Here is a 24,659-nt window from a genome sequence, read left to right as displayed (position 1 = left end):
GCGGCATGCGCCCGGCCATTGCGTCGGGCGCCGCTCCCCTCTTCCGTTCACGTCGCGCCTTACCACCGCGACACTCCTGCGAACGGCTTCACCCGGCTCCCTCGGTTGGGGTGAATCCTTGGCGCCTTCGGGCGCCTTTTTTGTTTCTGGCCCCCACAACCCTGTAGCCGCTGACGCAGGCTGCGCTCGATCCGAAGGGGCGCGGCATTCTCCAGATCGCCGAAGGCCCTACGGGCCTTATCGCAGCCTCGCCAAGGCTCGGCAGCGGCTACAGGATCGATGTAGGCCGTGTAGCCGCTGTCGAGCGCCAGCGAGGCTGCGATCGGCTTGGGCGGCACTCCGACACAGCAGGCGCCAAGCCACACAACGCCGTCCATCAGATATACCGCGCCACCGCTACCCCCCGGCGATCCATGCTATTTTTCGCCGCTCGTGGCGCAGCCGTGCGCCGCCACTTCTACAGGGAACGTATCGATGCGGACCGCCGTCCAGCCTTGTCCATTACCCCAGCCGTCGAGCATTGCCAGCCTGGCCGCGGGAGCGAGTTTTATCGACTGTCGCCAGGTCCTGGCCCATGATCCCGAGCGCACCGCCATGCGCCATCTGCTGAGCCTCATGAGCCAGACCCCGGCCTGGATCGACCGGATGATGGGCCTGCGCAACCGCGTGGTGCAGCTGTTCGGCCTCAAGGATCTGGGCCGCCTGACCCGGATCGACCTGGCCCGGGCCGATGAGGATTACCAGCCCGGCGACCGAGTCGGCATCTTTACCCTGGTGGCCCAGACCCCGGACGAGGTGCTGGTGGTGGACCGCGACCGGCACCTGGACGTGCATGTTTCGCTCAACCGCCTGCCTCTGACCGCCGAGGGCCTGCGCCCGCTGGTGCTGTCCACCGTGGTGCATCCGCACAATCGCCTGGGGCGCCTGTACATGCTGCCGGTGGCACCGTTCCACCGGCTCATCGCGCCCATGACCCTGGCCAACATCAATCGCCCCTGAACCGCCACTTTCCAAGGACACCGCCGTGCAGACAGCCGAATTCGACGTCGTTGTAGTAGGCCTTGGCGCCATGGGCGCCGCCACCCTCTACCAACTGGCCAAGCGTGGCCTGAACGTGGCCGGCATCGACCGCTTTGCCCCGCCCCACGACCAGGGTTCGAGCCATGGCGACACCCGCATCACTCGCCAGGCGGTGGGCGAAGGTGCCGCCTATGTGCCGCTGGCGATTCGCGCCCAGCAGATCTGGCGTGAACTGGAAGCCCAGGTCGACGAACCGCTGTTCGAACAATGCGGCGTGCTGGTGATGACCTCCAGCGCCACCCCCAGCGGCCAGGACGGCACCCCGGACTTCACCGCGAACACCCTGGCCCTGGCCCGCCAGTTCGGTATCGAGCACGAGGCGCTGGACGCCGCGCAGATCCGCCGGCGCTTCCCGCAGTTCGCGCCGATCCACGACAGCGCCCTGGGGTGTTTCGAACCCGGTGGCGGTTATGTGCGGCCCGAGCGCTGCATCGACGCGCAATTGACCCTGGCCCGCCAGCTGGGCGCGACCCTGTTCACCGGCGAGACGGTGCAGGCTATCGCCAGCGATCGGGGCCAGGTGCGGGTCACCAGCCAGGGCCGCTGCATCACCGCCGCCAAGGCCGTGGTCTGCGCCGGCATGTGGTCCAGCCAGCTGCTGGGCGCGCCGTTCGACGAACTGCTGCGGGTGTGCCGGCAGACCTTGTATTGGTATCGGTTGGCGGAACCGGCGATCTTCCCCGAGCACTCGCCGAGCTTTATCGTCCATGGCGCCAGCGACGAACAGCACTGCTACGGCTTTCCGCCGATCCCCGGCGAAGGCAGCATGAAGATCGCCACCGAGCAATACAGCCAGGCCTCGACGCCGGACGACCTCGACCGCCAGGTCAGCGCGGCGCAGAGCGCAGCGATGTACCACGACCTGGTGCGCACCCATATCGCTGGCGTCACCCCGGAGCTGGTGAAGTCCGCCGTGTGCGCCTACACCGTGACCCCGGACGCGCATTTCATCATCGACCAGCACCCGCGCCTGGCCAATGTCACCGTGGTCAGCGCGTGCTCGGGTCACGGCTTCAAGCACTCCGCCGCAATCGGCGAAGCCCTGGCCCAGCAACTGGTGGACGGGCGCAGCGAGATCGACCTGAGCGCATTTTCCCTGGCGCGCTTCGCGCCCTGAACCTCGCCGAGGGCGCACCTTGCCGGGGCATCTGCCCGACAGAATCGATTCAGTGACGTTTTTCCTGCACTGGGTGCCGCTTTCAACCTTGCCCCTTCGTTCACTCTCTACGATTCTGTAGGAACCCCTTTGGAGCGGCGCCAGACCGTCCCAGGCACAACAAGGAGCGCCCCATGAAGAGCGTCGCTGAATTACTGAAATTGAAGGCCAAGCACAACCAGCAAGTGCACACCATCGCACCGCACCAGATGGTGCTCGAGGCGCTGATGCTGATGGCCGAGAAGAACGTCGGCGCCCTGCCGGTGCTGGAAAACGGCAAGGTGGTCGGGGTCATCAGCGAGCGCGACTACGCGCGCAAACTGGTGCTGCACGGTCGCTCCTCGGTGGGCACGCCGGTCAGCGCGATCATGAGCTCGCCGGTGATTACCGTGGACTCGCACCAGAGCGTGGAAACCTGCATGGGCATCATGACCGACAGCCACCTGCGCCACCTGCCGGTGGTGGAGAACGGCGAATTGCTGGGCCTGCTGTCGATCGGCGACCTGGTCAAGGAAGCCATCGCCGCCCAGGCCGACCTGATCCGCCAGCTGGAACAGTACATCCGCGGCGAGTGAGCCCTCTCCCTGGTAGCCGCCTTCTGGCGGCTACATCCCCTCATCGGCACATATCCCTGTAGGAGCGAAGCTTGCTCGCGATAGCCGGCAAAGCCGGCGCCGTGGCGTCCAACGCGTAATGCCAGGCAAACCGCGTGCGCAGTTTTTACGACCACTGCGTAGGAATACCGTCTGGCTTGATCGCGAGCAAGCTTCGCTCCTACAAGGGCCGGCGGTGCCCAGCCAGTCCCGCGAGATTCACCCGGCGGTAAAGAACCCCCGGCCATCACGCTTGAGCAAATCCAGCAGGAACTGTGCCGCCGGCGACAGGTAGCCTTCGGCCCGGACCAGGACCACGATGCTGCGATGCATGCGGGTTTGCGCCAGCGGCACTTCCCGCAGGTGCGCGCTGCCCTTGAAGTCGTCCAGGGTTTCCCGGGCCAGGAAACTCAGCAGTCCGGTCCTGGCGATCAGCCGTGGCAACAGGGAAATGGTGTTGGTCTCGATCTGCACCGAAGGCAGGGGCAGCTTGTGGCTCTGGAACACGTTGTCGATCCAGCGCCGGGCCGAAACCCCGGTACCCGGCAACACCCAGCGGTAGTCGCACAGGTCGCGCAGGCGGATCGGCGCGTCGAACAGCGGGTGCTCGCGGCTCGCCACCACCACCGCCTCGTCCTCGAACAAGACATGGTGCAGCAGTTGCGGATCGCCCTCGGACAACGGGCAGATCACCATGTCCAGGCGCCCGGAACGCAGCGATTCGCGCAGCAGGTCGTCCTGGCCGATCACCAGGTTCAGGGTGATGTCGGGCGCATGTTCGAGCAGGGTCGCGGTCATCTGCGGCAGCAGGTGCTCGGCCATGCTCGCCGCACAGCCCAGGCGGATATTGCCGAGCACGCCGCTGGCGAAGTCGCGCACCTCGCGGTGGGTCTCGGCGATGTTCTGCTGCAACTGCCGGGCGCGCTGTTGCAGCAGCTCGCCCACCGCCGTCAGCTTGATCCGCCGCCCCTCGCGCTCGAACAGCTTGGTGCCGAAGGATTCCTCCAGGCGCTGGATGCTTTTGGTCAGCGCCGGCTGGCTGCGATTGAGCTTCTGCGCGGCGCGCCCGAGATGGCCCAGCTCGGCGATGGTTTCGAAATAGGTCAGGTCGCGCAGGTCCATAATCGATAAACCGCAGTTATTGGTTGATCACAATTAGAAACTGGACTTGATCAATCGCGCTATCAATAATTTGCCCCGAAGCGCTGGTGACAACGGTCCCGCAACAGGAACGGCCAGCGTCGTCGGAGAATGCCCCTTGCCCCGTCCCTCGCGTTTGTCCCTGTCTACCTGGCCCGTACCCCTGCAATGGCTGGCCCTGCTGATTCTCGCCGGCGCCGCCGGGCAGTCGCTGAAACATTTCGAAGTACCCGCCGGGCAGTTTCTCGGGCCGATGCTGGTGGCCATCGGTTTCGGCGTCAGCGGCGCCTGCCTGCGCGTGCCGCGCCTGGCCTTCCGCCTGGGCCAGGGTTCGGTAGGCATGCTCGCCGCCCACTCCATGACCTTCGCGGTACTGGCGTCGATGGCGCAGTCCTGGCAGGTGATGCTGTTCGCCACCCTGCTCACCGTCTGCATCAGCGCCCTGGTCGGGCTGGCGCTGGTGCGCCTCGGCGGCCTGCCACCGAGCACCGCGGCCTGGGGCACCGCGCCAGGGGCGGCCTCGGCCATGGTGGCGATGGCCGACGATTTCGGTGCCGATGCGCGGGTCGTGGCCACCATGCAGTACGTGCGGGTGGTGTGCGTGGTGATGATCGGCGCCCTGGCCAGCCACTGGATCGGCGTCCCGGCCGGCGGCAGCGCGGCGCACAGCACCCCGATCACCCTGCAGGGCTTCACCCTGCTCAACCTCGGCCTGACCCTGGGCACCCTGGTGCTCGGCGTGCTGCTCGGCTCGCGGGTGCCGGCCGGCGCGCTGCTGGTGCCACTGCTGATCGGCGGCGCCCTGCAGATCTCCGGGCTGCTGCACATCACCCTGCCCGGCTGGCTGCTGGCCCTGGCCTACGGCGCCATCGGCTGCTACGTCGGCCTGCGCTTCGACCGGCCGACCCTGCGCTACGTATGGAGCCGGCTGCCGGCGATGATTTTCGGCGCGGTGCTGCTGATCGCCCTGTGCGCGCTGTCGGCCTGGCTGCTGGCCCACTGGATGGACAAGGACTTCCTCTCGGTCTACCTGGCCACCAGCCCCGGCGGCCTGGATTCCATGACCATCATCGCGGTGGACACCCACGCCGACGTCGGCCTGGTCCTGGCCATGCAGACCCTGCGGCTGTTCGCGGTGATCGTCAGCGGCGCCTTTTTCGCCCGGCTGATCATCAAATGGTCGAGCTGAGCGCCGCAGCCGCGCCTGTTAACACGCTGAAATAGTAAATCCGGCAGCCTCCAGCCCGCGTCCCGGCACCGGATAGAGGCCTCGAGGGGGCTCTGCGGCGGCCCGGACGGCTGCGCTCCCGAAGAATAAGAAACGTCTTGCCGCCTGCCCTTGTTACCATTGCGCACATTTGTGTGAAGCCTTGATGACAGGCAGGTTATCCGTGAAGTTGATCCGTCGTTGCCTACAACACCCTCTCGCCCCTCTCTGCGCCCTGTTCGGCCTGTTGTTGCTGGTGCCCATGGGCGCCCGCCTCGCCTTGGGCTGGTCCAACCCGCTGGGCTACCTGTCCGACCTGGCCAGCGCCAGCCTGCTCACCGTGCTGCTGTACCGCCGCCCCTGGTGGCTGGCCCTGCCGGTGCTGCTGGTCTGGAGCCTGTTGACCCTGGTCAGCGCCGAACTAGTGAGCGCCGTGGGGCGCATGCCGAACATCGCCGACCTGCATTACCTGGTGGACCCGCAATTCGTCGGCAACTCCACCGGGGGCGGCCTGGCGCACCCCTGGCTGGGCCTGGCGCTGCTGCTGGGGCTGGCGTTGTGGCTGGGCGTGCAGCGTCGCGGCCGCAGGGCACAACTGCCGGCCTTGCCGCGCCACAGCTGGGCGGCGCCGGTGGTGCTGTTGCTGGTGCACGGCACCGTGCAGTACCTGAAACCCAGCGACGCCGATCAATGGCAGCTGTTCAACCTGCCCCACCAGGCCCTGGCGACCGCCACGGGCCAGGCGCAGATCCAGGTGGAAGACTGGCTGGAAGGCGATGTGCCCGAGTTGCCGGTGCAGATGGCCGGGCTGACCCAGCTCGACCTCGACGGCGAGCCGCTGCTGGCCGGCCCGGGCCAGGCGCGCAACGTACTGCTGATTGCCCTGGAAGGCATTCCCGGCGCCTATATCCAGCCCAACCGCGAGGCCCTGCACAGCCACTACCGGGAAAACCTCATGCCCCGGCTCAGCGCCTGGGCCGAACGCGGCATGAACACCCCGGACTACGTGCTGCACAGCCACCAGACCATTCGCGGCCTGTACGCCATGCTCTGCGGTGACTACGACAAACTCGACAACGGCACGCCCAAGGGCATCGAGCTGCTGACCCAGAACCAGCGCAACCAGGCCTGCCTGCCCGCGCAATTGCGCCAGCACGGCTTCGCCACCCATTACCTGCAAGGCGCCGGCCTGCGCTTCATGGCCAAAGACAAGATCATGCCGCACATCGGCTTCGACGCGACCCACGGCCTGGAGTGGTTCAGCAACGCCAACTACCTGGAATTCCCCTGGGGCAAGGACGACAAGGCCTTCTTCGAAGGCGCGCTGGACTATGTCGGCCAGCTGAAAAAGCAGAAGAAGCCCTGGATGCTCACCCTGCTGACCGTCGGCACCCACCAGCCCTACTCCGCGCCCGAGGCCTACCTGGAACGCTTCGACACGCCCAAGCAGGCCGCCGTGGCCTACCTGGACGACGCCATCGGCCCGTTCCTGGACGCGCTGGAACGCCAGGGCGTGCTGAAAGACACCCTGGTGATCATCACCTCCGACGAATCCCACGGCATCGACGGCGTGCGCCTGGCCTCGTCCTGGGGCTTCAACCTGATGCTCGCCCCGGAGCAGGCGCAACTGCCGAAAATCAAATCCGGCACCTACGGCCATGTCGACCTGAGCGCCTCGGTGCTCGACTACTTCGGCTTCGAGCCCGCGGCCAGCCTCAGCGGCCGTTCGCTGCTGCGCGACTACGCGCTGGGCCGGGAAATCATGTCCTACACCAACGGCAAGCTGCGTTATCACGATGGCCAGGGCACCCTGACCGAGTGCGATTTCCAACAGCGCTGCCGCTACTACTCGAGCCCCGGCTTCATCGCCGACAGCGCCACCTTCAAGGGCCAGTACGGCGGCCTGCGCGCGCGCCAGATCAGCGCCCGGGCCGAGGGCCTGGACCGCACCCTGCTGCAATCGCCGCTGAACCTGCACTACCAGTTCGGCAGCCCGGCGATCATCCCGCTGCAAGCGCAGATCAAGGATGACTGGGCCGACAACCTGATCGGCGCGCAATACCTGGAAATGCCCAAGGGCTCGCTGACCCGCGTGCGCTTCACCGTGCGCTCCGCCGACCCGCAACAGAACGCCTATATCCTGCTCAAGGGCAAGGAACGCGAGCAGGATGTGGCCCTGGGCCTGCCGGACGAAATGCTGGTCACACCCGATCAGCCGCTGGAGATGGACTTCAGCTTCGCCAACCCGGAACCGCGCAAGGCCTTCTCCTTCCACCTGCTGGGCTACGGCCTGGGCGCGGTGGAAGTCAGCGACTTCAGCGTGATCACCGAATTGCCGGGGCAGGAAGAAACCAGCGAAGAACCCCAGGACGACAACCCCCAGTCCTCCTGAGCCAGCATGACGCCGGGCGGCCATACCGCCGCCCGGCGCTCTTGTCTAGAATCCTCGCCAGGCACAAGTCAGGCCCTCGTCGCACCATGGCCCGAGCATGAGGATTGAGATGACCGACACCCTGGACACCCCTCTGGAACAACTGCACCGACTGCTGGCCGAGCGCCCTTTCATGGTCCTCACCGGCGCCGGCATCAGCACCCCTTCGGGCATTCCCGACTACCGCGACAACGACGGCGTACGGCGCGGCAAGCAACCGATGATGTACCAGGAGTTCCTCGCCGACCCCAGCGCCCGGCGCCGCTACTGGGCCCGGGCGATGCTCGGCTGGCCGCGGATCCGCGAGGCCCGGCCCAACGCGGCCCATGCGGCCCTGGCGCATTTGCAGGCGCGGCAGCAGATCGCCGGGCTGATCACCCAGAACGTCGACACCCTGCACGACCAGGCCGGCAGCCAGGACGTGATCGAACTGCATGGCAGCCTGCACCGGGTGACCTGCCTGGATTGCGCGCAGTCCAGCGAGCGCCAGGCGATCCAGCGCCTGCTGGAGCTGCACAACCCTTATATGACCGGCGTCGACGCGGTGCAGGCCCCCGACGGCGATACCCTGCTAGACCCGGCGTTCGAGGAGCGTTTCCAGGTGCCGCGCTGCCCCCATTGCGACGGCGAGCGGCTGAAGCCGGACGTGGTGTTCTTCGGCGAGAACGTGGCCCCGGCCACTGCCGCCAAGGCCCTGCGCAGCGTGGAGCAGGCCGCCGGCCTGCTGGTGGTGGGATCGTCGCTGATGGCCTATTCGGCCTTCCGCCTATGCAAGGCCGTGGTCGAGCAAGGCAAGCCGCTGATCGCCATCAACGTCGGCAAGACCCGCGCCGACGATCTGCTGGACCTGAAGATCGCCGCCTCCTGCGAGCAGCTGTTGCCGCTGCTGGCCGAACGCCTGGGGGCCTAGGGAGCGACCGCCAGGCGCTCGGCCAGTCCGGCCCCGCGCAAAATATCGAACAACGCCTGGGCCGCGCTCGACAGTTCGTGCCCGGGCTTGGTCAGCACGCCGATGGCACGTTCCACCACCGGGTCGCGCAAGGTGATGCAGTGCGCGCCCAGCTCGCGCATCTGCCCGGCGCACAGGGCCGGCACCGCGCTCACGCCCAGGCCGCTGGCGACCATCCGTCCCACAGTCGCCAACTGATGGCTTTCGAACGCCACCGGCAGGTTCATCTGCCGTTTGCGCAGATGCTCTTCGAGCATCACCCGCACCGTGGACGGCCGTTGCAGGGTGATGAAGGGCTGCTCCAGCAGCGACTGCCAGCCGATGTCCGCCAGCGCCGCCAGGGGCGAGTCGCTGGGCACCACGGCCACGAAGCGGTCGATGTACAGCGGGGTGAAGTGCAGCGAGGCGCTTTGCTGCGGCTCGAAGGCCACGCCCAATTCCACCTGGCGGTCGCGGACCATCTCCAGCACCTGCTCGTTGATCACGTCGTTGACCGTGACATTGACCTGCGGGTAGCGCGCGCGAAAAGTCCTGAGGATCGGCGGCAGCAGGTTGCCGGCGAACGACGGCATGGCCGCCAGGGTCACCCGCCCGCGTTGCAGGGTGAAGCGCTGGCGCAGTTCGTCCTCGGCGTTGTCCCAGTCGGCGATCAGGCGCCGCGCCAGGGGCACCAGGGCCTCGCCTTCCGGGGTCAGGGCGACGTTGCGCGTGTTGCGGCTGAACAGCCGCCCGCCCAGGCCATCCTCCAGGGCCTTGATGGTCAGGCTCAGGGCCGACTGCGACAGGTGCAGGCGCTCGCAGGCCACGGCGAAACTCAGGCTCTGGGCCACGGCCAGGAAGGCACGGATCTGTTTGACGGTCATGGGCTGCCCTCGACATAGACTGTTGAGTTTTATCTATCAATCAACCTTAAAAATCAACTTAACAAATGAATGTGCCGGCGCAACACTGCTGCTCAAACGGCCCGTCAGCCGGCTGGCCAGGCAAATACCAAGAACAAGAGGATGTGCAGATGGCAGGTTTCGACAAGCGCGTAGCGTCCTACGAGGAAGCCCTCGAAGGCCTCAAGGACGGCATGACCGTGATTTCCGGCGGCTTCGGCCTGTGCGGCATCCCGGAGAACCTGATCGCCGAGATCAAGCGTCGCGGCACCCGCGACCTGACCGTGGTTTCCAACAACTGCGGCGTCGACGGTTTCGGCCTGGGCGTGCTGCTGGAAGACCGGCAGATCAGCAAGGTGGTCGCCTCTTACGTCGGTGAAAACGCCCTGTTCGAGAAGCAGCTGCTGAGCGGCGAAATCGAAGTGGTGCTGACCCCGCAAGGCACCCTGGCGGAAAAAATGCGCGCCGGCGGCGCCGGCATCCCGGCCTTCTTCACCGCCACCGGCGTCGGCACCCCGGTCGCCGACGGCAAGGAAACCCGTGAATTCAACGGCCGCGCCTACCTGATGGAAGAGTCCATCACTGGCGACTTCGCCATCGTCAAGGGCTGGAAGGCCGACCACTTCGGCAACGTGGTCTACCGCCACACCGCGCAGAACTTCAACCCGCTGGCGGCCACCGCCGGCAAGATCACCGTGGTCGAGGTCGAGGAGATCGTCGAGCCGGGCGAACTGGACCCGACGCAGATCCACACCCCCGGCATCTACGTCGACCGGATCATTTGCGGCACGTTCGAAAAACGTATCGAACAGCGCACCGTGCGCAAGTAATCGCCCGCCCAACGACTGACGGAGAATAAAAAATGGCTCTTACCCGCGAACAAATGGCTCAACGCGTCGCCCGCGAACTGCAGGACGGCTTCTACGTGAACCTCGGCATCGGCATTCCGACCCTGGTGGCCAACTACATCCCCGACGGCATGGAAGTGATGCTGCAATCGGAAAACGGCCTGCTCGGCATGGGCGCCTTCCCCACCGAAGACGAAGTCGACGCCGACATGATCAATGCCGGCAAGCAGACCGTCACCGCGCGCATCGGCGCCTCGATCTTCTCGTCCGCCGAATCCTTCGCGATGATCCGCGGCGGCCATATCGACCTCACCGTGCTCGGCGCCTTCGAGGTCGACGTGCAGGGCAACATCGCCTCCTGGATGATCCCCGGCAAGCTGGTCAAGGGCATGGGCGGCGCCATGGACCTGGTGGCCGGCGCGGAAAACATCATCGTCACCATGACCCACGCCTCGAAAGACGGCGAGTCGAAACTGCTGCCACGCTGCAGCCTGCCGCTGACCGGCGCCAACTGCATCAAGCGCGTGCTGACCGACCTGGCTTACCTGGAGATCGAGAACGGCGCGTTCATCCTCAAGGAGCGCGCACCGGGAGTGAGCGTCGAGGAAATCGTCAGCAAGACCGCCGGCAAGCTGATCGTGCCGGCCCACGTCCCTGAAATGCAGTTCGCCTGAGGAGCAACCAGACCATGCAAGACGTCGTAATCGTTGCCGCCACCCGCACCGCGGTCGGCAGTTTCCAGGGTTCGCTGGCGAACATTCCCGCGGTCGATCTGGGTGCCGCGGTGATCCGCCAACTATTGGCCCAGACCGGCCTCGACGGCGCCCAGGTCGATGAAGTGATCATGGGCCAGGTGCTCACCGCCGGCGCCGGGCAGAACCCCGCGCGCCAGGCCGCGATCAAGGCCGGCCTGCCCCACGCCGTGCCCGCGCTGACCCTGAACAAGGTCTGCGGCTCCGGCCTCAAGGCCCTGCACCTGGGCGCCCAGGCCATCCGTTGCGGCGACGCCGAGGTGATCATCGCCGGCGGCCAGGAGAACATGAGCCTCGCCAACTACGTGCTGCCCGGCGCCCGCACCGGCCTGCGCATGGGCCACAGCCAGCTCATCGACACCATGATCAGCGACGGCCTGTGGGACGCCTTCAACGACTACCACATGGGCATCACCGCCGAGAACCTGGTGGACAAGTACGGCATCAGCCGCGAAGCCCAGGACGCCTTCGCCGCCGCTTCGCAGCAGAAAGCTGTGGCCGCCATCGAGGGCGGGCGCTTCGTCGACGAGATCACCCCGATCCTGATTCCCCAGCGCAAGGGCGACCCCGTGGCCTTCGCCACCGACGAGCAGCCGCGCGCCGGCACCACCGCCGAAGCCCTGGGCAAGCTCAAGCCGGCATTCAAGAAAGACGGCACGGTCACCGCCGGCAACGCCTCGTCGCTGAACGACGGCGCCGCCGCGGTGATCCTGATGAGCGCCGCCAAGGCCAAGGCCCTGGGCCTGCCGGTGCTGGCGACAATCGCCGCCTACGCCAACGCCGGGGTCGACCCGGCGATCATGGGCATCGGTCCGGTTTCCGCCACCCGCCGCTGCCTGGACAAGGCCGGCTGGTCCCTGGACCAACTGGACCTGATCGAAGCCAACGAAGCCTTCGCCGCCCAGGCGCTGTCGGTGGGCCAGGAGCTGGGCTGGGACGCGAGCAAGGTCAACGTCAACGGCGGCGCCATCGCCCTCGGCCACCCGATCGGCGCCTCGGGCTGCCGGGTGCTGGTGACCCTGCTGCACGAAATGCTCAAGCGCGACGCCAAGAAAGGCCTCGCCACCCTGTGCATCGGCGGCGGCCAGGGCGTGGCGCTGGCCATCGAGCGCTAACCCACCGCGTTCCCCGACCGGCCTTCGGACCCACGACATCCGCCGGCCGGCCGGCAACACCCCCGGCGCACGGTCTCGTGCGCCGGGCTCCTTCCTGGCCCGGCAACCGCCGAACGGCCACCACTGGCAGCCCCCTCGCCGTCAGCTACATTCAACTCATGCGGCTGGCCAGCCCCTGTATTTCCCACCCTGACCATCCACTGACTCACGACTGAAACAGCCCCACGCCGTGCGCAGGCTGTCGATCGCGGTGCCTGTAACCCGATAACGAGGAGCAGAACATGCGCCTGATCCACCCCCTGTTCCGCGCAGGCGTGGCGCTATGCCTGGCCGGGCTGGTCAGCCTCCAGGCCATGGCCGGCCCGTCCTTCGACGCGAACCGCAAAGAACTCGAGAAACTCTCGGCCAATGCCGGCGCCGAGCTGCACCGCGGGTTTCAGAAATCCCACGAAATGCTGATGTATCTCGAACTCAAGGACGCCCCCCATGCCACCGAAGCCAAGGCCGCGGCCCTGCAACACTTCAACGAGTCCATCGCCCTGTTCAAGAACGTCAGCGAGATCGCGCCCGACCGAAAGATCGCCTACCCGCCCGGAGACGACCGGGACCAAGACGCCCTTGCCGCATTCCAGGAGCGCTTGAAGGAGATGGACATCGCCAGGCCCACCACCGAAAAGGAACTGGCCGAGCTGGCGGTCAAGGCAGTGACCCGCCATCTCTATGTCCTGGAAAAATCCAGTTTCAAGGCGACCCGGGCCGACTACCCGGCCTTGCGCAAGGTCCTGCGCTCACAGGCCCTGCTGCTGGACCTGGGGATCCTGACCTCCATCGTCTGGAGCCTGTCGGCCGACCAGCCCGACACCCCCGCCAAGACAGGGGCCGAGCAGTAAGCACCGGCGGCCTGTCACTGCGACTTCGGCTTGGCCATCAGCAACAACAGCGACAACGCCGCAAACCCCGCCCCCGTGTAGAACGCCAGCGCCGCGCCATGGGCCTGCCACAGCCAGCCGGCGATCACGCTGGCCAGCAGCAGGGCCAGCCCGCTCAGCAGGTTGAACACGCCGAAGGCGGTGCCCTTGAGATCGGCGGGCGTGGTGTCGGCCACCAGCGTGGCGAGGATGCCCTGGCTGAAGCCCATGTGCAGGCCCCACAGGGCGACGCCGAGCAGCACCATGGGCACCGACTGCGCCTGGGCCAGCACCAGGTCGGCGCCGATCAGCAACAGCAAGCCGACACTGAGCAAGGCCGTGCGGCTGACACGATCCGACCATTTGCCGACCGGATAGGCCGAGACCATGTAGAAGCCGGCCATGACCACCATCACCAGCGGCACCCAGGTGGCCGAAAAGCCCAGTTGCTGGGCCCGCAGGATCAGGAACGCCTCGCTGAAGCGCGCCAGGGTGAAGGCCGCGCCGATGCCCACCACCCACCAGTAGGCCGAGGAGAAACGCCCCAGCGAGGCCCAGCTCAGCGGCGAGCGGAACCCCCTGGGCCGGGCCTCATGCCCGGGCTCGCGAATGCCGAAGACCAGCAGGGCCACGGCGATCGCCGCGGGGATCACCGCCAGCCACAGCACCTGGGAGATATCGTTGGCCAGCACCAGCATCAGGCCGATGGCCAGGATCGGCCCGAGAAACGCCCCGACCGTGTCCATCGACTGGCGCAGGCCGAAGCAGGCGCCGCGGATCTCCGGGGGCGCCACATCCGCCACCAGGGCATCCCGGGGCGCGCCGCGGATGCCCTTGCCGATGCGGTCCAGCAGGCGCGCGCCGAACACCAGGTCCGCCGAGGACGCCAGCGGGAACAGCGGCTTGGTCAGCGCCGCCAGGCCGTAGCCCAGCAGCAACAGGCCCTTGCGCCGGCCGATGAAGTCGCTGAGCGCGCCGGAAAAGACTTTCACGATCAGCGCCGTGGCCTCCGCCACGCCCTCGATGATGCCGACCATCAGCATGCTGACCCCCAGCGTGCCGACCATGTACACCGGCAACAGGCTGTGCACCAGTTCCGAAGACAGGTCCATGAACAGGCTGACGAAGCCCAGCGCCCAGACGGTGCGCGGAATGCCGCGGCTCGCGGGCTGGGCGGTATCGCGAATGACAGGCTCCGACATGACAGATATCCCTCAAGGTGAACAACCGATCCCGGGCGTTTCAGGCCCGGGCACGCAACGGCGGCCGCGCCGCCCTCATTCCCGCAGCCGCTGCTCGAGGGCGGCGGCCAGCAACGCGGCTTCCTGCTTCAGGGAGGCGCAGAAGGCCTCGACGAAAATCGACGAAGGCCGGTAATCCGGGCGGATCAGCATCACCCGATACGGCACCGACAGTTGCAACGGGCGGATCGCCAGGCCCCTGCCCGCCTCCTCCATGGCGCTCAGCGGGTTGATGATCGCCACCCCCAGCTGCTGGCGCACCATGGCACAGACCGAGGCGGCGTTGGTGGTTTCGATCACCACCCGGCGGTCGACGCCCGCCTGGCGAAAGTGCTCGTCGAGGGTCTGGCGATAGATGTCCAGGCCGGACAGGTTGATGAAGTCCACCCCGCGAAAGTCCTCGCTGCGCAACCGCGGCCGGGCCAGCAGCGGATGCCCTTCCGGCAGGATGCACACCATGTCGGCGCTGAACAGCAGTTCGCCCTGGGTGCCCCGGGGCAGGTGCTCGCTTTCGGTCAGGCCCAGGTCATGGCGCTGGGCGCTCAGGGACTCCTCCAGCAAGGGCGATTCCTGGGCGGTGATGCTCAGGCCGATACCGGCATGCCGTTGCTGGAAGTGCTTGCACACCCGCGGCAGCAGGGTCTGGGAAAACAGCGGCAGGCAGGTCAGGCTCAACTGGCCGTGCTCGAAACGGCGGATCGACTGCGCCACGCTGTTGATCCGCTCCAGGCCGACATAGGCGCGCTCCACCTCTTCGAGCAACAGCATCGCCTGGGCCGTGGGCAGCAGGCGGCCGCCCTCGCGGTCGAACAGACTCAACCCAGAGAGGCTCTCCAGGCGCGCCAGCTCGCGGCTGACCGTGGGCTGCGAGGTGAACAGCAGGCGCGCCGCGCCGGTGACGCTGCCGGCCTGCATGATGGCGCGGAATACCTCGATGTGCCGCAGGGAAATGTCCACTGCCCGGCTCCTTCTGCTTAAAACGCCCCATATCAAAACTGAATCGATAGCTAAAGAATAGATATTTTATTGAATATCCGCCCCTCGGCATCATGCAGGCCTCTTTCCCGCCCACAGACGATTGCCATGGCCATTCCCTTTTCTCCCGAACAACTGACCGCCGCCGCTCGCCAGTACGGCACCCCGCTGTGGTGCTACGACGCGCGGACCATCAAGGTGCGCATCCAGCAACTGAAAGCCTTCGACGTGGTGCGCTACGCACAGAAAGCCTGCTCCAACCTGCACGTGCTGCGCCTGATCCGCGAGGCCGGGGTGCGGGTGGACGCGGTGTCCCTGGGGGAAATCGAACGCGCGCTGCTGGCCGGCTTCAGCCCCGAGGGGTCGCCTGCGGGCATCGTCTTCACCTGCGACCTGTTCGACAGCGCCACCCTGCAACGGGTGGTCGAGCTGAATATCGAGGTCAATGCCGGCTCCATCGACATGCTGCGCCAGCTCGGCGAGAAATCCCCGGGGCACCGGGTGTGGCTGCGGATCAACCCGGGCTTCGGCCACGGCCACAGCCGCAAGACCAACACCGGCGGGGAAAACAGCAAGCACGGCATCTGGCACGAGCAGGTCGGTGAAGCCCTGGCGGTGATCCGCCAGTACGGCCTGAAACTGGTGGGCCTGCACATGCACATCGGCTCCGGGGTGGACTACGGCCACCTGGAGCAGGTCGGCGCGGCCATGGTGGCGGCGGTCAAGTCCCTGGACCACGACATCGAGGCCTTCTCCATCGGCGGCGGCCTGTCCACCCCCTACCGCGCCGGCGACGAGCCGGTGGATGTGCGCCGCTACGCCAATGCCTGGCGCCAGGCCCGCGAGGAAATCGAAGCCTGGCTCGGCCATGGCGTGCGCATGGAAATCGAACCCGGGCGCTTCCTGGTGGCCGAGGCCGGCTGCCTGGTCAGCGAAGTGCGGGTGGTGAAGGACGCGGGCAACCATCACTTCGTCCTGGCCGACACCGGCTTCAACGACCTGATGCGCCCGGCCATGTACGGTGCCTACCACGCCATGAGCCTGATCGACGCCGACGGCCAGGCGGTACAGCGGGAACGGCGACCCACGGTGGTCGGCGGCCCGCTGTGCGAATCCGGCGATATCTTCACCCAGGACGACGACAGCCTGACCCCACAACTGCTGCCCCAGGCCCGGGTCGGCGACCTGCTGGTGATCCACGACACCGGCGCCTATGGCGCCAGCATGTCCTCCAACTACAACAGCCGGCCGCTGCTGCCGGAGGTGCTGTTCGAGGATGGGCAGGCGAAACTGATCCGCCGCCGCCAGCCGCTGGCGGATCTGCTGGAGTTGGAGATGGGGTTGTAAGCCGGCTTGTTGGGCGGCGATGCCACTGACGCTATCGCGGGCAAGCTCCGCTCCTACAGAAGAAGACAGTGAACTTCTGTAGGAGCGGAGCTTGCCCGCGATGCTTTTCAGCTGTCCTGACGCGTCATGTAGACGCCGAAATTCTCGATGTAGTCGGTCAGGTTCTCTTCCAGCATCAGGCGGAACTCGTTGACGAAATAGTCCACGGCCTGTTGCTTGTTGGCCGCCAGTTCCGCCGCATCGCGACAACCGCAGGCGCTGACCCAGGCGGCGAAACGCGAGTTGGCGTACATCAGCGAAGCGCTGGCCTTGCCGCGGCTGCTGTCGCCGATATGGGCATTGGCCAGTTCGATGATGGCGTCGGCACGGTTGTAGAAATCCTGATCTGCTTCGTCGGCCACGGCGGGCCCTCCCGGAAATGAACGTAAAGCCGGCGAGTATATAGAGCCCGGGGCCCGAGCCTAGAAGGCTTTTCTCGCCCGGGGCCTGCCGCGTTCAGTCCGGCCAGTGCCGCGCCAGCACCGGCGCGACCTGCGGATGGCGGTCGATCCGCTCCAGCACGTCGCAGAAGCCGGGCCGCTCGCGCCGCAGACAGTCGCGCGCGCCGGACCAGCGCGACACCACCGCCGCCTGGAAATCCAGGGCCGCCAAGGGGGATCCGCTGGCATACAAGCAGGCCGAAAACTGATCGGCGAACAGCTTCCAGTGATAATGCAGGCGCTCACGGACCGAGTCGCGCAAGCGCGCCCTCGCCGACTCGTCGGCGTCCTGCAGCCAGCGCTCCGGGTAATCGATGATGCCGATCGCCGAGTAACAGTTGGCGGCGATATACACCAGCCCGCGAATGGCCTGCGCGCGGGCCGCCTCATCCTCGGGCAGCAGCGCCGACCGCGGGTGCCGCAAGCCCAGCTCGATCAGGATCGCCGCGCTCTCGGTCAATACGCTGCCATCGGGCAGTTGCAGGGTTGGAATCTGCTGCAAGGGGTTGAGCCGCGCCAGCTCGTCGGCCCCGGGCGATGGCTTCCAGGACGCGGCTTCGACGATGCGATACGGCACCTGGCACTGTTCGAGGGCGATCTCGACAATCGCCGAGCCGGAGCCCTGGGACCCATAAAGCTGATACATGAGCATTTCCTCGGTTGACTGCATCTTGCGACCGGCGAACTGCGCCGCTCGTTCACTTCCCTGCTGGAAATCCGCAAGGCGCTAGCTTAGACGCCAGGGGGCGATTGGCAGAACCTCGACCCGCAGGACTTCCCGGGAGTGCGCCGAACAGTCGATACGCACCGGCAAAAACGCCTCGATCACCCGGATATTGCTTTGCAGGTGCTCGCTCATGCGTGGGGTGGTGAAGCTTCCACCACCGGCCAGGGCCATGGGTAGCAGCAGTTGATCGGCCAGGTGCTCCGCTACTGCGACGCCGGAGTCCAGCCAGTCCCGGGCCTGGTCGATGGCACCGTCGGCCACGCTTTCCGCGCGCTGGCTGCTCTGGCCGAAACCGCTGAACACTTCGGTCAGGTGCTCGCAGGCGAACGCCAGCAATAACACGTTGCCCGGGCCACATTGTTCCTCCAGATGCACCGGGCTCAGGTGTTCCGCCGGCAGATCCAGGCGCTGGCCAACCCGCTGCAACTCGCGTTCCGCCACATGCGCGGGCAAGCCGGCACTCAAGGCCCAGGCCCGGCGTCCGAGCACGGCGCCACGCTGTTCCAGGTGCAAAGGGTGCAGCGTCGACGGCTGGATGAACGCCTCCAGCTCACCGCCGCCAGCGGGAACGAAACCGTGGCGCAGCAGTTGCAATTCCACCCGTGCACCCATGCGCCGCAGTAGCGGCAGCCAAGCCTGCTGGAGGAAATCCACCGGCGGCGCCAGGGGGTTGTGGGTGCCGCCGCTGATGCTCACGCGGCTCGGCTGCGGCGCCTGGAGCAAGGCCGGCAGCAGCGTCTGCAACACCAGGGTGCAGCTGCCGGCGGTGCCGATGGCGAAGCGGTAGTCGCCGCCGCGAATCGGCCCCGGCTCGAAGGTCAGCGCCCGGGAACCCAGCTCGGCGCCCAGGACCCTGGCCCCGCTGATCTGCGCGGCCGCCTGTACCGCGGTCAGGTGCTGGCGCAGCAGCCCCGGGCGGGCGCGCCGGGCCCGTATGTTGTGAATCCGCAGGGTTTTGCCGGTGAGCATCGACAAGCTCAGGGCACTGCGCAGTACCTGGCCGCCGCCGATGGCGCCGTCCAGTTCGATGACGTCCTGTTTCATGAGGCTCCTCAGGCGTAGTGCCGGACGGTTTCTCGCAAGTAGGCGTCCAGCCACGCATTGTCTTGATGGGTGCGCGGCAGCTTCGGCACCGGGCGTTCCAGTTCGGCGGCGATAAAGGCATGCAGCGCCGTTCGCCGTGGCCCGTAGGCGGACTCGTCGGCATTGCGCTTCAAGGCCAGCAACTCATCCACTTCGTCCAGCAGCGGCCGATGGTCGACAGTGTCCAGCAGCTCGGCGAAGGTCATCGGCGGCCGGCCGCGGCCCTGATCGATCCAGCGCACCGCCAGCAACGGCCGGAGCACGTAGAAGTACTTCTTGAAGCGCACGCTGTCGCCTTGCAGATAACCGCGAAAATTCTTCCTGGCCATCGACAGATAATGATTGCGCGCCGCCGGCGGGCTGTAGAACGCCTCGGCCAGCTCGCGCAGGCGCGCGGTGGCCGCCGGCTCACTGCGATACACCAGGGGCGAATCCAGCCACTCCAGCAGGGTCGGGTTGGACTTGCGCAACAGCCCGAGGGTCTTGCGCAGCTCCCAGCCGCTGACGTCCAGCTCGTCGTCCAGGGGACGCTCAATCACATCCCGACCGGGGTCCACCTGGATGAACCACTCGGGCTTTTCCACATAGACGAAACGCACGTCGTAATCGCTGTCGGTGGAGGCGAAGCCCCAGGCCCGGCTACCGGATTCGCAGGCATACAGCACCCGCACATTGCGCTCGCGCTCGATCCGCGCCAGCTCGCTCAGTACCCGCTCGCGCATCGCGCTGTCCAGCGGGTGGGGTTCATGGTGTTGCATTGTTCCTTGTCCTTTTCAATCGGTGGTCGCCGGCACCGGCAACGCTTGCCTGATCGTCCACCTGCAATCTTGTTCACAGCAGGCGCTTGACCGACCCCGGCGGCAGTTCGCCGGCCTCTTCCATGACCCGTAACCGCTGCGCCAGCTGCTCGCGCACAGGCTTGGGAGTCACCGGGTCGAACATCACATAGCGGGCATCGCACCAACGGGCCAGGGTCTCGCGCCAGTAGCCGGCGTCACTGTCCGCCCGATCCAGGCGATGCAGCAGGTATTGCACCTGGCGCCAACCGGGCTTGAGCCCCAGCATGGCCTGGCGACGCGCTGCTGGCAGCGCATGCCAATGCTGGTCCAGACGCTGCTCCAGGGCCGGCTCGAACACCGCCCACGGCTGCCTGTGCAACAGGCTCAGGGCAGCGTTGAAGACCTTGTCCGCCGGGTCGTCCAGGGCCGCGAGCTGCTCGGACGGGCCCCGCTCGTCGAGGACCTGCAGTGCCAGCAGACGCACGCTCGGCGCCGGCGAGGCCAGGGCCTGTTGCACCATGGCGTCGGCCCGGAGCTCCTGCAGTTCCTTGACCAGCCCCAGCAGGCCCAGCCATCCACGCTTGTTCCGCGGCGCCGGCTCGAGCAACCGGGCCTGCAGCACTGCGTGCGGGTCCAGCCCATACCGCGGGGCCGCCCAGAGTGCCAGGCAACGCATGGCTGCCGAAGGGTCGAGCAACCCCTGGCGCAGAGGCGCGCCGGGGTCGGCCAGCAACGGCAACAACAGCCGCAGAGCCTTGACCCGAACGCTGGCGCTGCAGCGCTGCAGCACCTCCTCCAGCAACGGCACCGCCTGCCCGCCGGGCAACCCGGCACAGGCATCCACCGCCATCTGCTGGACACTGACATCCCGGTGCCGCAACGCCATCGCCAGCAACCCGGCACGGTCTGGCGCGCCTTCCAGCAACAGCTCGAAGACAAAACGCGCCGCCTTGCCCAAAGACGCGCCAAAGGCACGTTCGACCTCAGCCCGGACCTGGGGCAGTTGCAACACCGAGCGGGCCCTGGCCAGGGTGGCGCCATGGTCCGCACGCTGCTTGCCGGCCAGGGTCAGCAGCGGCACCAGGTTCTGCAACAGCAGGCCCGCATGCTCCGGCACCAGATAACCCTCGACGGCCGCAGCGGCCTCCTGGCGGACCTGGGGCACCCAATCGTTGAGGCGCTCCAGCAAAGCGGCCAGGGCCTCTGCCGAAGGCTGCACGGCCAACCCGCGTACCGCCGCCTGCCGCACAAAACCGTTGCCGAAGCGGCTCAGTTCCAGCCAGGCACTGTGCCTGTCCAGTGAGTCCATCACCTCCCGCACGCGGCGGGCTTCGTAATCGCTCAACTGGTCATGCCAGCTGGGCGGGACCGCTATCAGTGCTTCCCTGTCGTACATCGCTCTACCCCTTTACGCACACTACCTGACGCAGGGTGTGCAGCACTTCCACCAGCTCGCGCTGGGCGTGCATGACTTGGTCGATGTCCTTGTAGGCCATCGGGATTTCATCGATCACCGCCGTGTCCTTGCGGCATTCCACATGGGCGGTGGCGCGGATCTGGTCGGCCAGGGTGAAGGTGTCCTTGGCCTTGGTGCGGCTCATGGTGCGCCCGGCCCCATGGCTGCAGGAGCAGAACGCCTCCTCGTTGCCCAGGCCGCGGACGATGAAGCTCTTGGCCCCCATCGACCCCGGGATGATCCCCAGCTCGCCCTTTTGCGCCGACACCGCGCCCTTGCGGGTCACCAGCACCTCCTCACCGAAATGACGCTCCTTCTGCACGTAGTTGTGGTGGCAGTTCACCGCCTCCAGCGCCACCTCGAAGGGTTTGCGGATCACCTGGCGGGTGGCCTGGATCACCGCCTGCATCATCAACTCGCGGTTCTGCCGGGCGAAGTCCTGGGCCCAGCCCACGGCTTCGACGTAATCGTCGAAGTGCCGGCTACCTTCCTTGAAATACGCCAGATCCCGGTGTGGCAGATCGGCGATGTGCTGGCGCATATCCGCCTGGGCCAGCTGGATGAACAGGTTGCCGATCGCGTTACCCACGCCACGGGAACCGCTGTGCAGCATGAACCAGACCCGGTTGGCTTCATCCAGGCAGACTTCGATGAAGTGGTTGCCGCCACCGAGCGTTCCCAGGTGCTGGCGGTTGTTGCTCTTGGCCAGCGCCGGGTACTTGTCGGTGATCGCCTTGAAGCGCGGATGCAAGGTCGCCCAGACCCGGTCGGCCTGCTGCGGCACCTCGCCCCAGGCGCCCTTGTCGCGGCCGCTGCGCGGCGCGGTACGCCCATGGGGCACGGCACTTTCAATGGCGCAGCGCAGGCCGTGCAGGTTGTCCGGCAGGTCCGCCGCCGTCAGCGAGGTGCGGGCGGCGATCATGCCGCAGCCGATATCCACGCCGACGGCCGCGGGAATGATCGCGCCCAGGGTCGGGATCACGCTGCCGATGGTCGAACCCTTGCCCAGGTGCACGTCGGGCATCACCGCCAGGTGCTTGAAGATGAACGGCATCTTCGCGGTATTCATCAGCTGCTGGCGGGCTTCGTTTTCCACGGGCACGCCCTGGGTCCACATCTTGATCGGCTTGCCGTTGGCGACTTCCAGCAGTTGCCAGGTCTTGTGTTCCATGTTCTTGGCTCTTTCTTCTGTGGTCGACAATTCGACCTTGTTCGGTGACCGACAGCGCGGCGTAAACGGCGACCAGTGAAGGCGGAACATGCAGCGCGCTCTACCACTGAGCTAGCCCCTTGCGGTTGGCGGGAATCGAACCCGCGACCACGCTGTCCTGTAGTTCCACCGGCATTCGCCGGGTCAATCGGTGCAGGCCTGGCCTGCGGGCAGCGACAAGGGAACGGGCACATTCGCTCTACCGACTGAGCTACAGCCTTGCGGCTGGCGGGGCTCGAACCCGCGACACCATGTAGTACCCGTGGCATTCGCTGCCACCCCGCCAAGGCGGGAAAAAAGAGGCGACGACAAGGGTTGGTGGAACAGTGCACTCGTGCTCTGACCATTGAACCACGGTGCCTTTTCCGGGCACCGGCGGGACTCGAACCCGCACCTCGAACCTTGGATGTAGTTCCACCCGCATTCGTCGCAAAAGCAAAAAAGGTGGCACGACAACAGTAGTGACTGATTGCCGGATTCGAACCGGCCCAACCAGGAGGTACAGCCACTGGCATTCGTGCCTTCACAGGCCCAGACAAGATCTGCCGAGACGTCTTTGGAGGTAGTCACGGCGGCATTCGGGGCCAATGATCAAACATCATCGACGTGCGCCGGCTCGCCGGCGCACGGTTTATCTCATCTTTTGCCGCTCAGGGCGCCAGCGCCTCGATGGCCTTGACCCAATGCTGCGCACCGTAGTTGCCCGCGGTGAACTGCTGGATCACGTCGAACACCGCGTCGCTGAAGCCGCCGACGTTGAGGATGTCCGCGCGGTCCGGCGCCTGGGTGGTCGCCCCGGGCTGCATATCGATGCACACCAGCCGCGCCTGCGGGTTGATGGCCTTGATCCGCTCCCACTGGCGCAGGGTCTCGGTCGCCCCGTGGCGCCGCGCATCGATCCACGACTCGTTGTCCGAGACCAGGATCAGGGTATCCACCTTGCACTTGGCATTGGCCAGCTGTGCCAGGGGCGCCGAGCAGTTGGTCCCGCCACCGCCGATGGCCGCCAGTTTCTGCGCGTTGCTCATCACGCTGTCCCGAGGGTTGAGGCGGATATCCACCACCCCGACCTCGAAGGGCATGACGCGCGCCGCCGGCTGCTTGCGCAACACGGCTGCCGCCACCAGCGCCGCCACATCGATGCAACGTACCGCCGTGGTCGCGCCCTGGCGATAGCCGGTGACCGGGCTGTGCATCGACCCCGAGACATCCGGGCACACCACCACGTTCCCCGGCAGCGCCGGCACATTGGCCAGGGACAGTTCCAGGGCATCCTGCAACGCCTCGCGCACCACCTGCGGCACCTCGTCGCCGGCCATGCGGTAGGCCGCCAGCAACTGGTACGGGTAGACCCGGGCCTTGGCCACCTCGGCGGCATCCGCCAGCCGCGCCGCCACATACTCGGCGCAGCCCGGCACCTGGAACGCGCCGTGGCGGGCCAGGGTGTTGAGGTTCATGCGCAGCCCCTGCCAGCCCATGTTGCGCGCCTGCTCCGCCCATTGCTCGCCGCTCAGGGTTTCGTTACCCAGCAGCTGGAACGGCACCGGCGGCACTTGCGTGGTCGCACCGCTGCGAAAGGCCAGCAAGGCGCGGGTCAGTTCGGGCAATGCCTGCGCATCCACCGGCTTGCCGATCAACCAGGCGAAGAAGGCTTCGCGCCAGGCCTCGCTCGGCTTGGGGTGGACCATCTTCACCAGGTCCGCCAGCGACGGCTGGTTACCCACCGCGGCCTGCAATAGCTGACGCTCGGTGGCGCTGTTCAACCAGTTCTGCACCAGGCGCTTGGGCTGCGAACCCAGGGATTTACGCCCGGTCACGCCGCTGCGCAGGATCTGCACGTAGTTGCGCAGCATCTTGCCGTTGTCCACCACCTGGGCGAACAGCTCCGGCACCAGGGCCGAGCGCTGCGCGGTCAGCGCGGCCAACAGCAAGGCCGGCATGTCTTTCATGTGGCCCTGTTGCCGAGCGTACCGAGCGGCCTGGGCGACGAAGCGGCTGTCCAGTTCGCTCACCAGTTGCAGCACCGCTTCCAGCTGGCCTTCGGGCGAGGTGTAGAAGGTCGAGTTCAGGCAACCGGTCACCACCAGCTGGGCCAGGCGGTGCTTGGCGTTGTAGGCGTAAGCCGGTGCCCGGGAAGCGTTCAGGGTGTCGCTGGCTGGCGCTGCTGCCTGGCGGGTGTTGAACAGCTGGAAGTTGGCCATCTTGGCGTCTCGCTCTGTTGTCTCGTTCGTTGCCAGAGATATTGCAGCCGCTGTGCCAGTTTTGTTTTTCTGGCAAAATTATTTTTTAACTTATTGATTTT

The 24,659-nt window shown here is 66.7% G+C and carries 22 protein-coding genes and 1 tRNA gene; 11 read left to right on the top strand and 12 right to left on the bottom strand.

Going from position 1 to position 24,659, the window contains the following annotated elements; genetic code table 11:
• Positions 1-474: 474 nt before the first annotated feature.
• The 3 genes from TO66_RS11605 to TO66_RS11595 all read left to right on the top strand — a co-directional run bounded on the left by TO66_RS11605 (position 475) and on the right by TO66_RS11595 (position 2,811).
• Complete coding sequence (locus tag TO66_RS11605; RefSeq protein WP_044462440.1) at positions 475-999, top strand: DUF2867 domain-containing protein; 525 nt, start codon at positions 475-477, stop codon at positions 997-999.
• A gap of 25 nt (positions 1,000-1,024) precedes the next feature.
• Positions 1,025-2,197 (top strand): N-methyl-L-tryptophan oxidase, encoded by a 1,173-nt coding sequence (solA, locus tag TO66_RS11600; RefSeq protein ID WP_044462439.1) that lies wholly within the window; start codon positions 1,025-1,027, stop codon positions 2,195-2,197.
• Positions 2,198-2,370: 173 nt separating this feature from the next.
• A complete protein-coding gene (locus TO66_RS11595) occupies positions 2,371-2,811 on the top strand; it encodes a CBS domain-containing protein (protein ID WP_044462438.1) in 441 nt (146 codons plus the stop codon).
• 237 nt (positions 2,812-3,048) lie between these two features.
• Here TO66_RS11595 and TO66_RS11590 read toward each other — a convergent pair whose 3' ends face one another.
• On the bottom strand, positions 3,049-3,951 hold the full coding sequence (locus TO66_RS11590; RefSeq protein WP_044462437.1) for a LysR family transcriptional regulator: 903 nt from the start codon (positions 3,949-3,951) through the stop codon (positions 3,049-3,051).
• Between the two features lie 136 nt (positions 3,952-4,087).
• Between TO66_RS11590 and TO66_RS11585 the strand changes: the two genes are divergently transcribed.
• From TO66_RS11585 to TO66_RS11575, 3 genes are all read left to right on the top strand, one after another.
• Complete coding sequence (locus TO66_RS11585; RefSeq protein ID WP_044462436.1) at positions 4,088-5,158, top strand: AbrB family transcriptional regulator; 1,071 nt, start codon at positions 4,088-4,090, stop codon at positions 5,156-5,158.
• Between the two features lie 184 nt (positions 5,159-5,342).
• Positions 5,343-7,568: an LTA synthase family protein gene (locus tag TO66_RS11580; RefSeq protein ID WP_044462435.1), complete on the top strand. Its 2,226-nt coding sequence runs from the start codon at positions 5,343-5,345 to the stop codon at positions 7,566-7,568.
• A gap of 109 nt (positions 7,569-7,677) precedes the next feature.
• Positions 7,678-8,517: an NAD-dependent protein deacetylase gene (locus TO66_RS11575; protein ID WP_044462434.1), complete on the top strand. Its 840-nt coding sequence runs from the start codon at positions 7,678-7,680 to the stop codon at positions 8,515-8,517.
• Here the strand turns inward: TO66_RS11575 and TO66_RS11570 are convergent.
• Positions 8,514-9,419 (bottom strand): LysR family transcriptional regulator, encoded by a 906-nt coding sequence (locus TO66_RS11570; protein WP_044462433.1) that lies wholly within the window; start codon positions 9,417-9,419, stop codon positions 8,514-8,516. The genes TO66_RS11575 and TO66_RS11570 overlap by 4 nt on opposite strands.
• Positions 9,420-9,568: 149 nt before the next feature.
• Here TO66_RS11570 and TO66_RS11565 point away from each other — a divergent pair, with 149 nt between their 5' ends.
• The 4 genes from TO66_RS11565 (at position 9,569) to TO66_RS11550 (ending at position 13,042) form a co-directional block, all read left to right on the top strand.
• Positions 9,569-10,267 carry a CoA transferase subunit A gene (locus TO66_RS11565; RefSeq protein WP_007920583.1) on the top strand — a complete coding sequence of 233 codons (699 nt, stop codon included), beginning with the start codon at positions 9,569-9,571 and terminating at the stop codon, positions 10,265-10,267.
• A gap of 32 nt (positions 10,268-10,299) precedes the next feature.
• Positions 10,300-10,959 (top strand): CoA transferase subunit B, encoded by a 660-nt coding sequence (locus TO66_RS11560; RefSeq protein WP_044462432.1) that lies wholly within the window; start codon positions 10,300-10,302, stop codon positions 10,957-10,959.
• 14 nt (positions 10,960-10,973) lie between these two features.
• The gene (locus tag TO66_RS11555; RefSeq protein WP_044462431.1) at positions 10,974-12,152 is read left to right on the top strand and encodes an acetyl-CoA C-acetyltransferase; all 1,179 of its coding nucleotides are present in this window, start codon (positions 10,974-10,976) and stop codon (positions 12,150-12,152) included.
• Positions 12,153-12,433: 281 nt separating this feature from the next.
• On the top strand, positions 12,434-13,042 hold the full coding sequence (locus tag TO66_RS11550; RefSeq protein WP_044462430.1) for a hypothetical protein: 609 nt from the start codon (positions 12,434-12,436) through the stop codon (positions 13,040-13,042).
• A gap of 14 nt (positions 13,043-13,056) precedes the next feature.
• Here the strand turns inward: TO66_RS11550 and TO66_RS11545 are convergent, their stop codons facing one another.
• Both TO66_RS11545 and TO66_RS11540 read right to left on the bottom strand, forming a co-directional pair.
• Positions 13,057-14,262: an MFS transporter gene (locus TO66_RS11545; RefSeq protein ID WP_044462429.1), complete on the bottom strand. Its 1,206-nt coding sequence runs from the start codon at positions 14,260-14,262 to the stop codon at positions 13,057-13,059.
• Between the two features lie 75 nt (positions 14,263-14,337).
• The gene (locus TO66_RS11540; RefSeq protein WP_044462428.1) at positions 14,338-15,258 is read right to left on the bottom strand and encodes a LysR family transcriptional regulator; all 921 of its coding nucleotides are present in this window, start codon (positions 15,256-15,258) and stop codon (positions 14,338-14,340) included.
• A gap of 126 nt (positions 15,259-15,384) precedes the next feature.
• Between TO66_RS11540 and lysA the strand changes: the two genes are divergently transcribed.
• Positions 15,385-16,623, top strand: coding sequence for a diaminopimelate decarboxylase (gene lysA, locus TO66_RS11535; protein ID WP_044462427.1), 1,239 nt, complete (start codon positions 15,385-15,387; stop codon positions 16,621-16,623).
• 107 nt (positions 16,624-16,730) lie between these two features.
• On the opposite strand, the gene TO66_RS11530 is transcribed toward lysA, so the two are convergent.
• The 8 genes from TO66_RS11530 to TO66_RS11500 form a co-directional block, all read right to left on the bottom strand.
• A complete protein-coding gene (locus TO66_RS11530) occupies positions 16,731-17,024 on the bottom strand; it encodes a DUF3144 domain-containing protein (RefSeq protein WP_044462426.1) in 294 nt (97 codons plus the stop codon).
• 94 nt (positions 17,025-17,118) lie between these two features.
• Positions 17,119-17,748, bottom strand: a complete 630-nt coding sequence (locus tag TO66_RS11525) for a glutathione S-transferase family protein (protein WP_044462425.1) — start codon at positions 17,746-17,748, stop codon at positions 17,119-17,121.
• Between the two features lie 81 nt (positions 17,749-17,829).
• Positions 17,830-18,873, bottom strand: a complete 1,044-nt coding sequence (gene rtcA, locus TO66_RS11520; protein ID WP_044462424.1) for an RNA 3'-terminal phosphate cyclase — start codon at positions 18,871-18,873, stop codon at positions 17,830-17,832.
• A gap of 8 nt (positions 18,874-18,881) precedes the next feature.
• Entirely contained in the window at positions 18,882-19,670 is a 789-nt protein-coding gene (locus tag TO66_RS11515) for a nucleotidyltransferase domain-containing protein (RefSeq protein WP_044462423.1), read from the bottom strand.
• Positions 19,671-19,743: 73 nt separating this feature from the next.
• Positions 19,744-21,087 (bottom strand): hypothetical protein, encoded by a 1,344-nt coding sequence (locus TO66_RS11510; protein ID WP_044462422.1) that lies wholly within the window; start codon positions 21,085-21,087, stop codon positions 19,744-19,746.
• Positions 21,088-21,091: 4 nt separating this feature from the next.
• Positions 21,092-22,318: an RtcB family protein gene (locus tag TO66_RS11505; RefSeq protein WP_044462421.1), complete on the bottom strand. Its 1,227-nt coding sequence runs from the start codon at positions 22,316-22,318 to the stop codon at positions 21,092-21,094.
• Positions 22,319-22,441: 123 nt separating this feature from the next.
• Positions 22,442-22,578: transfer RNA gene (locus TO66_RS33290), tRNA-OTHER, on the bottom strand.
• Positions 22,579-23,007: 429 nt separating this feature from the next.
• Positions 23,008-24,558 carry a TROVE domain-containing protein gene (locus TO66_RS11500; RefSeq protein WP_044462420.1) on the bottom strand — a complete coding sequence of 517 codons (1,551 nt, stop codon included), beginning with the start codon at positions 24,556-24,558 and terminating at the stop codon, positions 23,008-23,010.
• Between the last annotated feature and the right edge of the window lie 101 nt (positions 24,559-24,659).

Source organism: Pseudomonas sp. MRSN 12121, assembly GCF_000931465.1.
GTDB lineage: Bacteria > Pseudomonadota > Gammaproteobacteria > Pseudomonadales > Pseudomonadaceae > Aquipseudomonas.
Note: the sequence above shows the minus strand (reverse complement) of the source record. Positions and strands in the feature narration are given on the sequence as shown.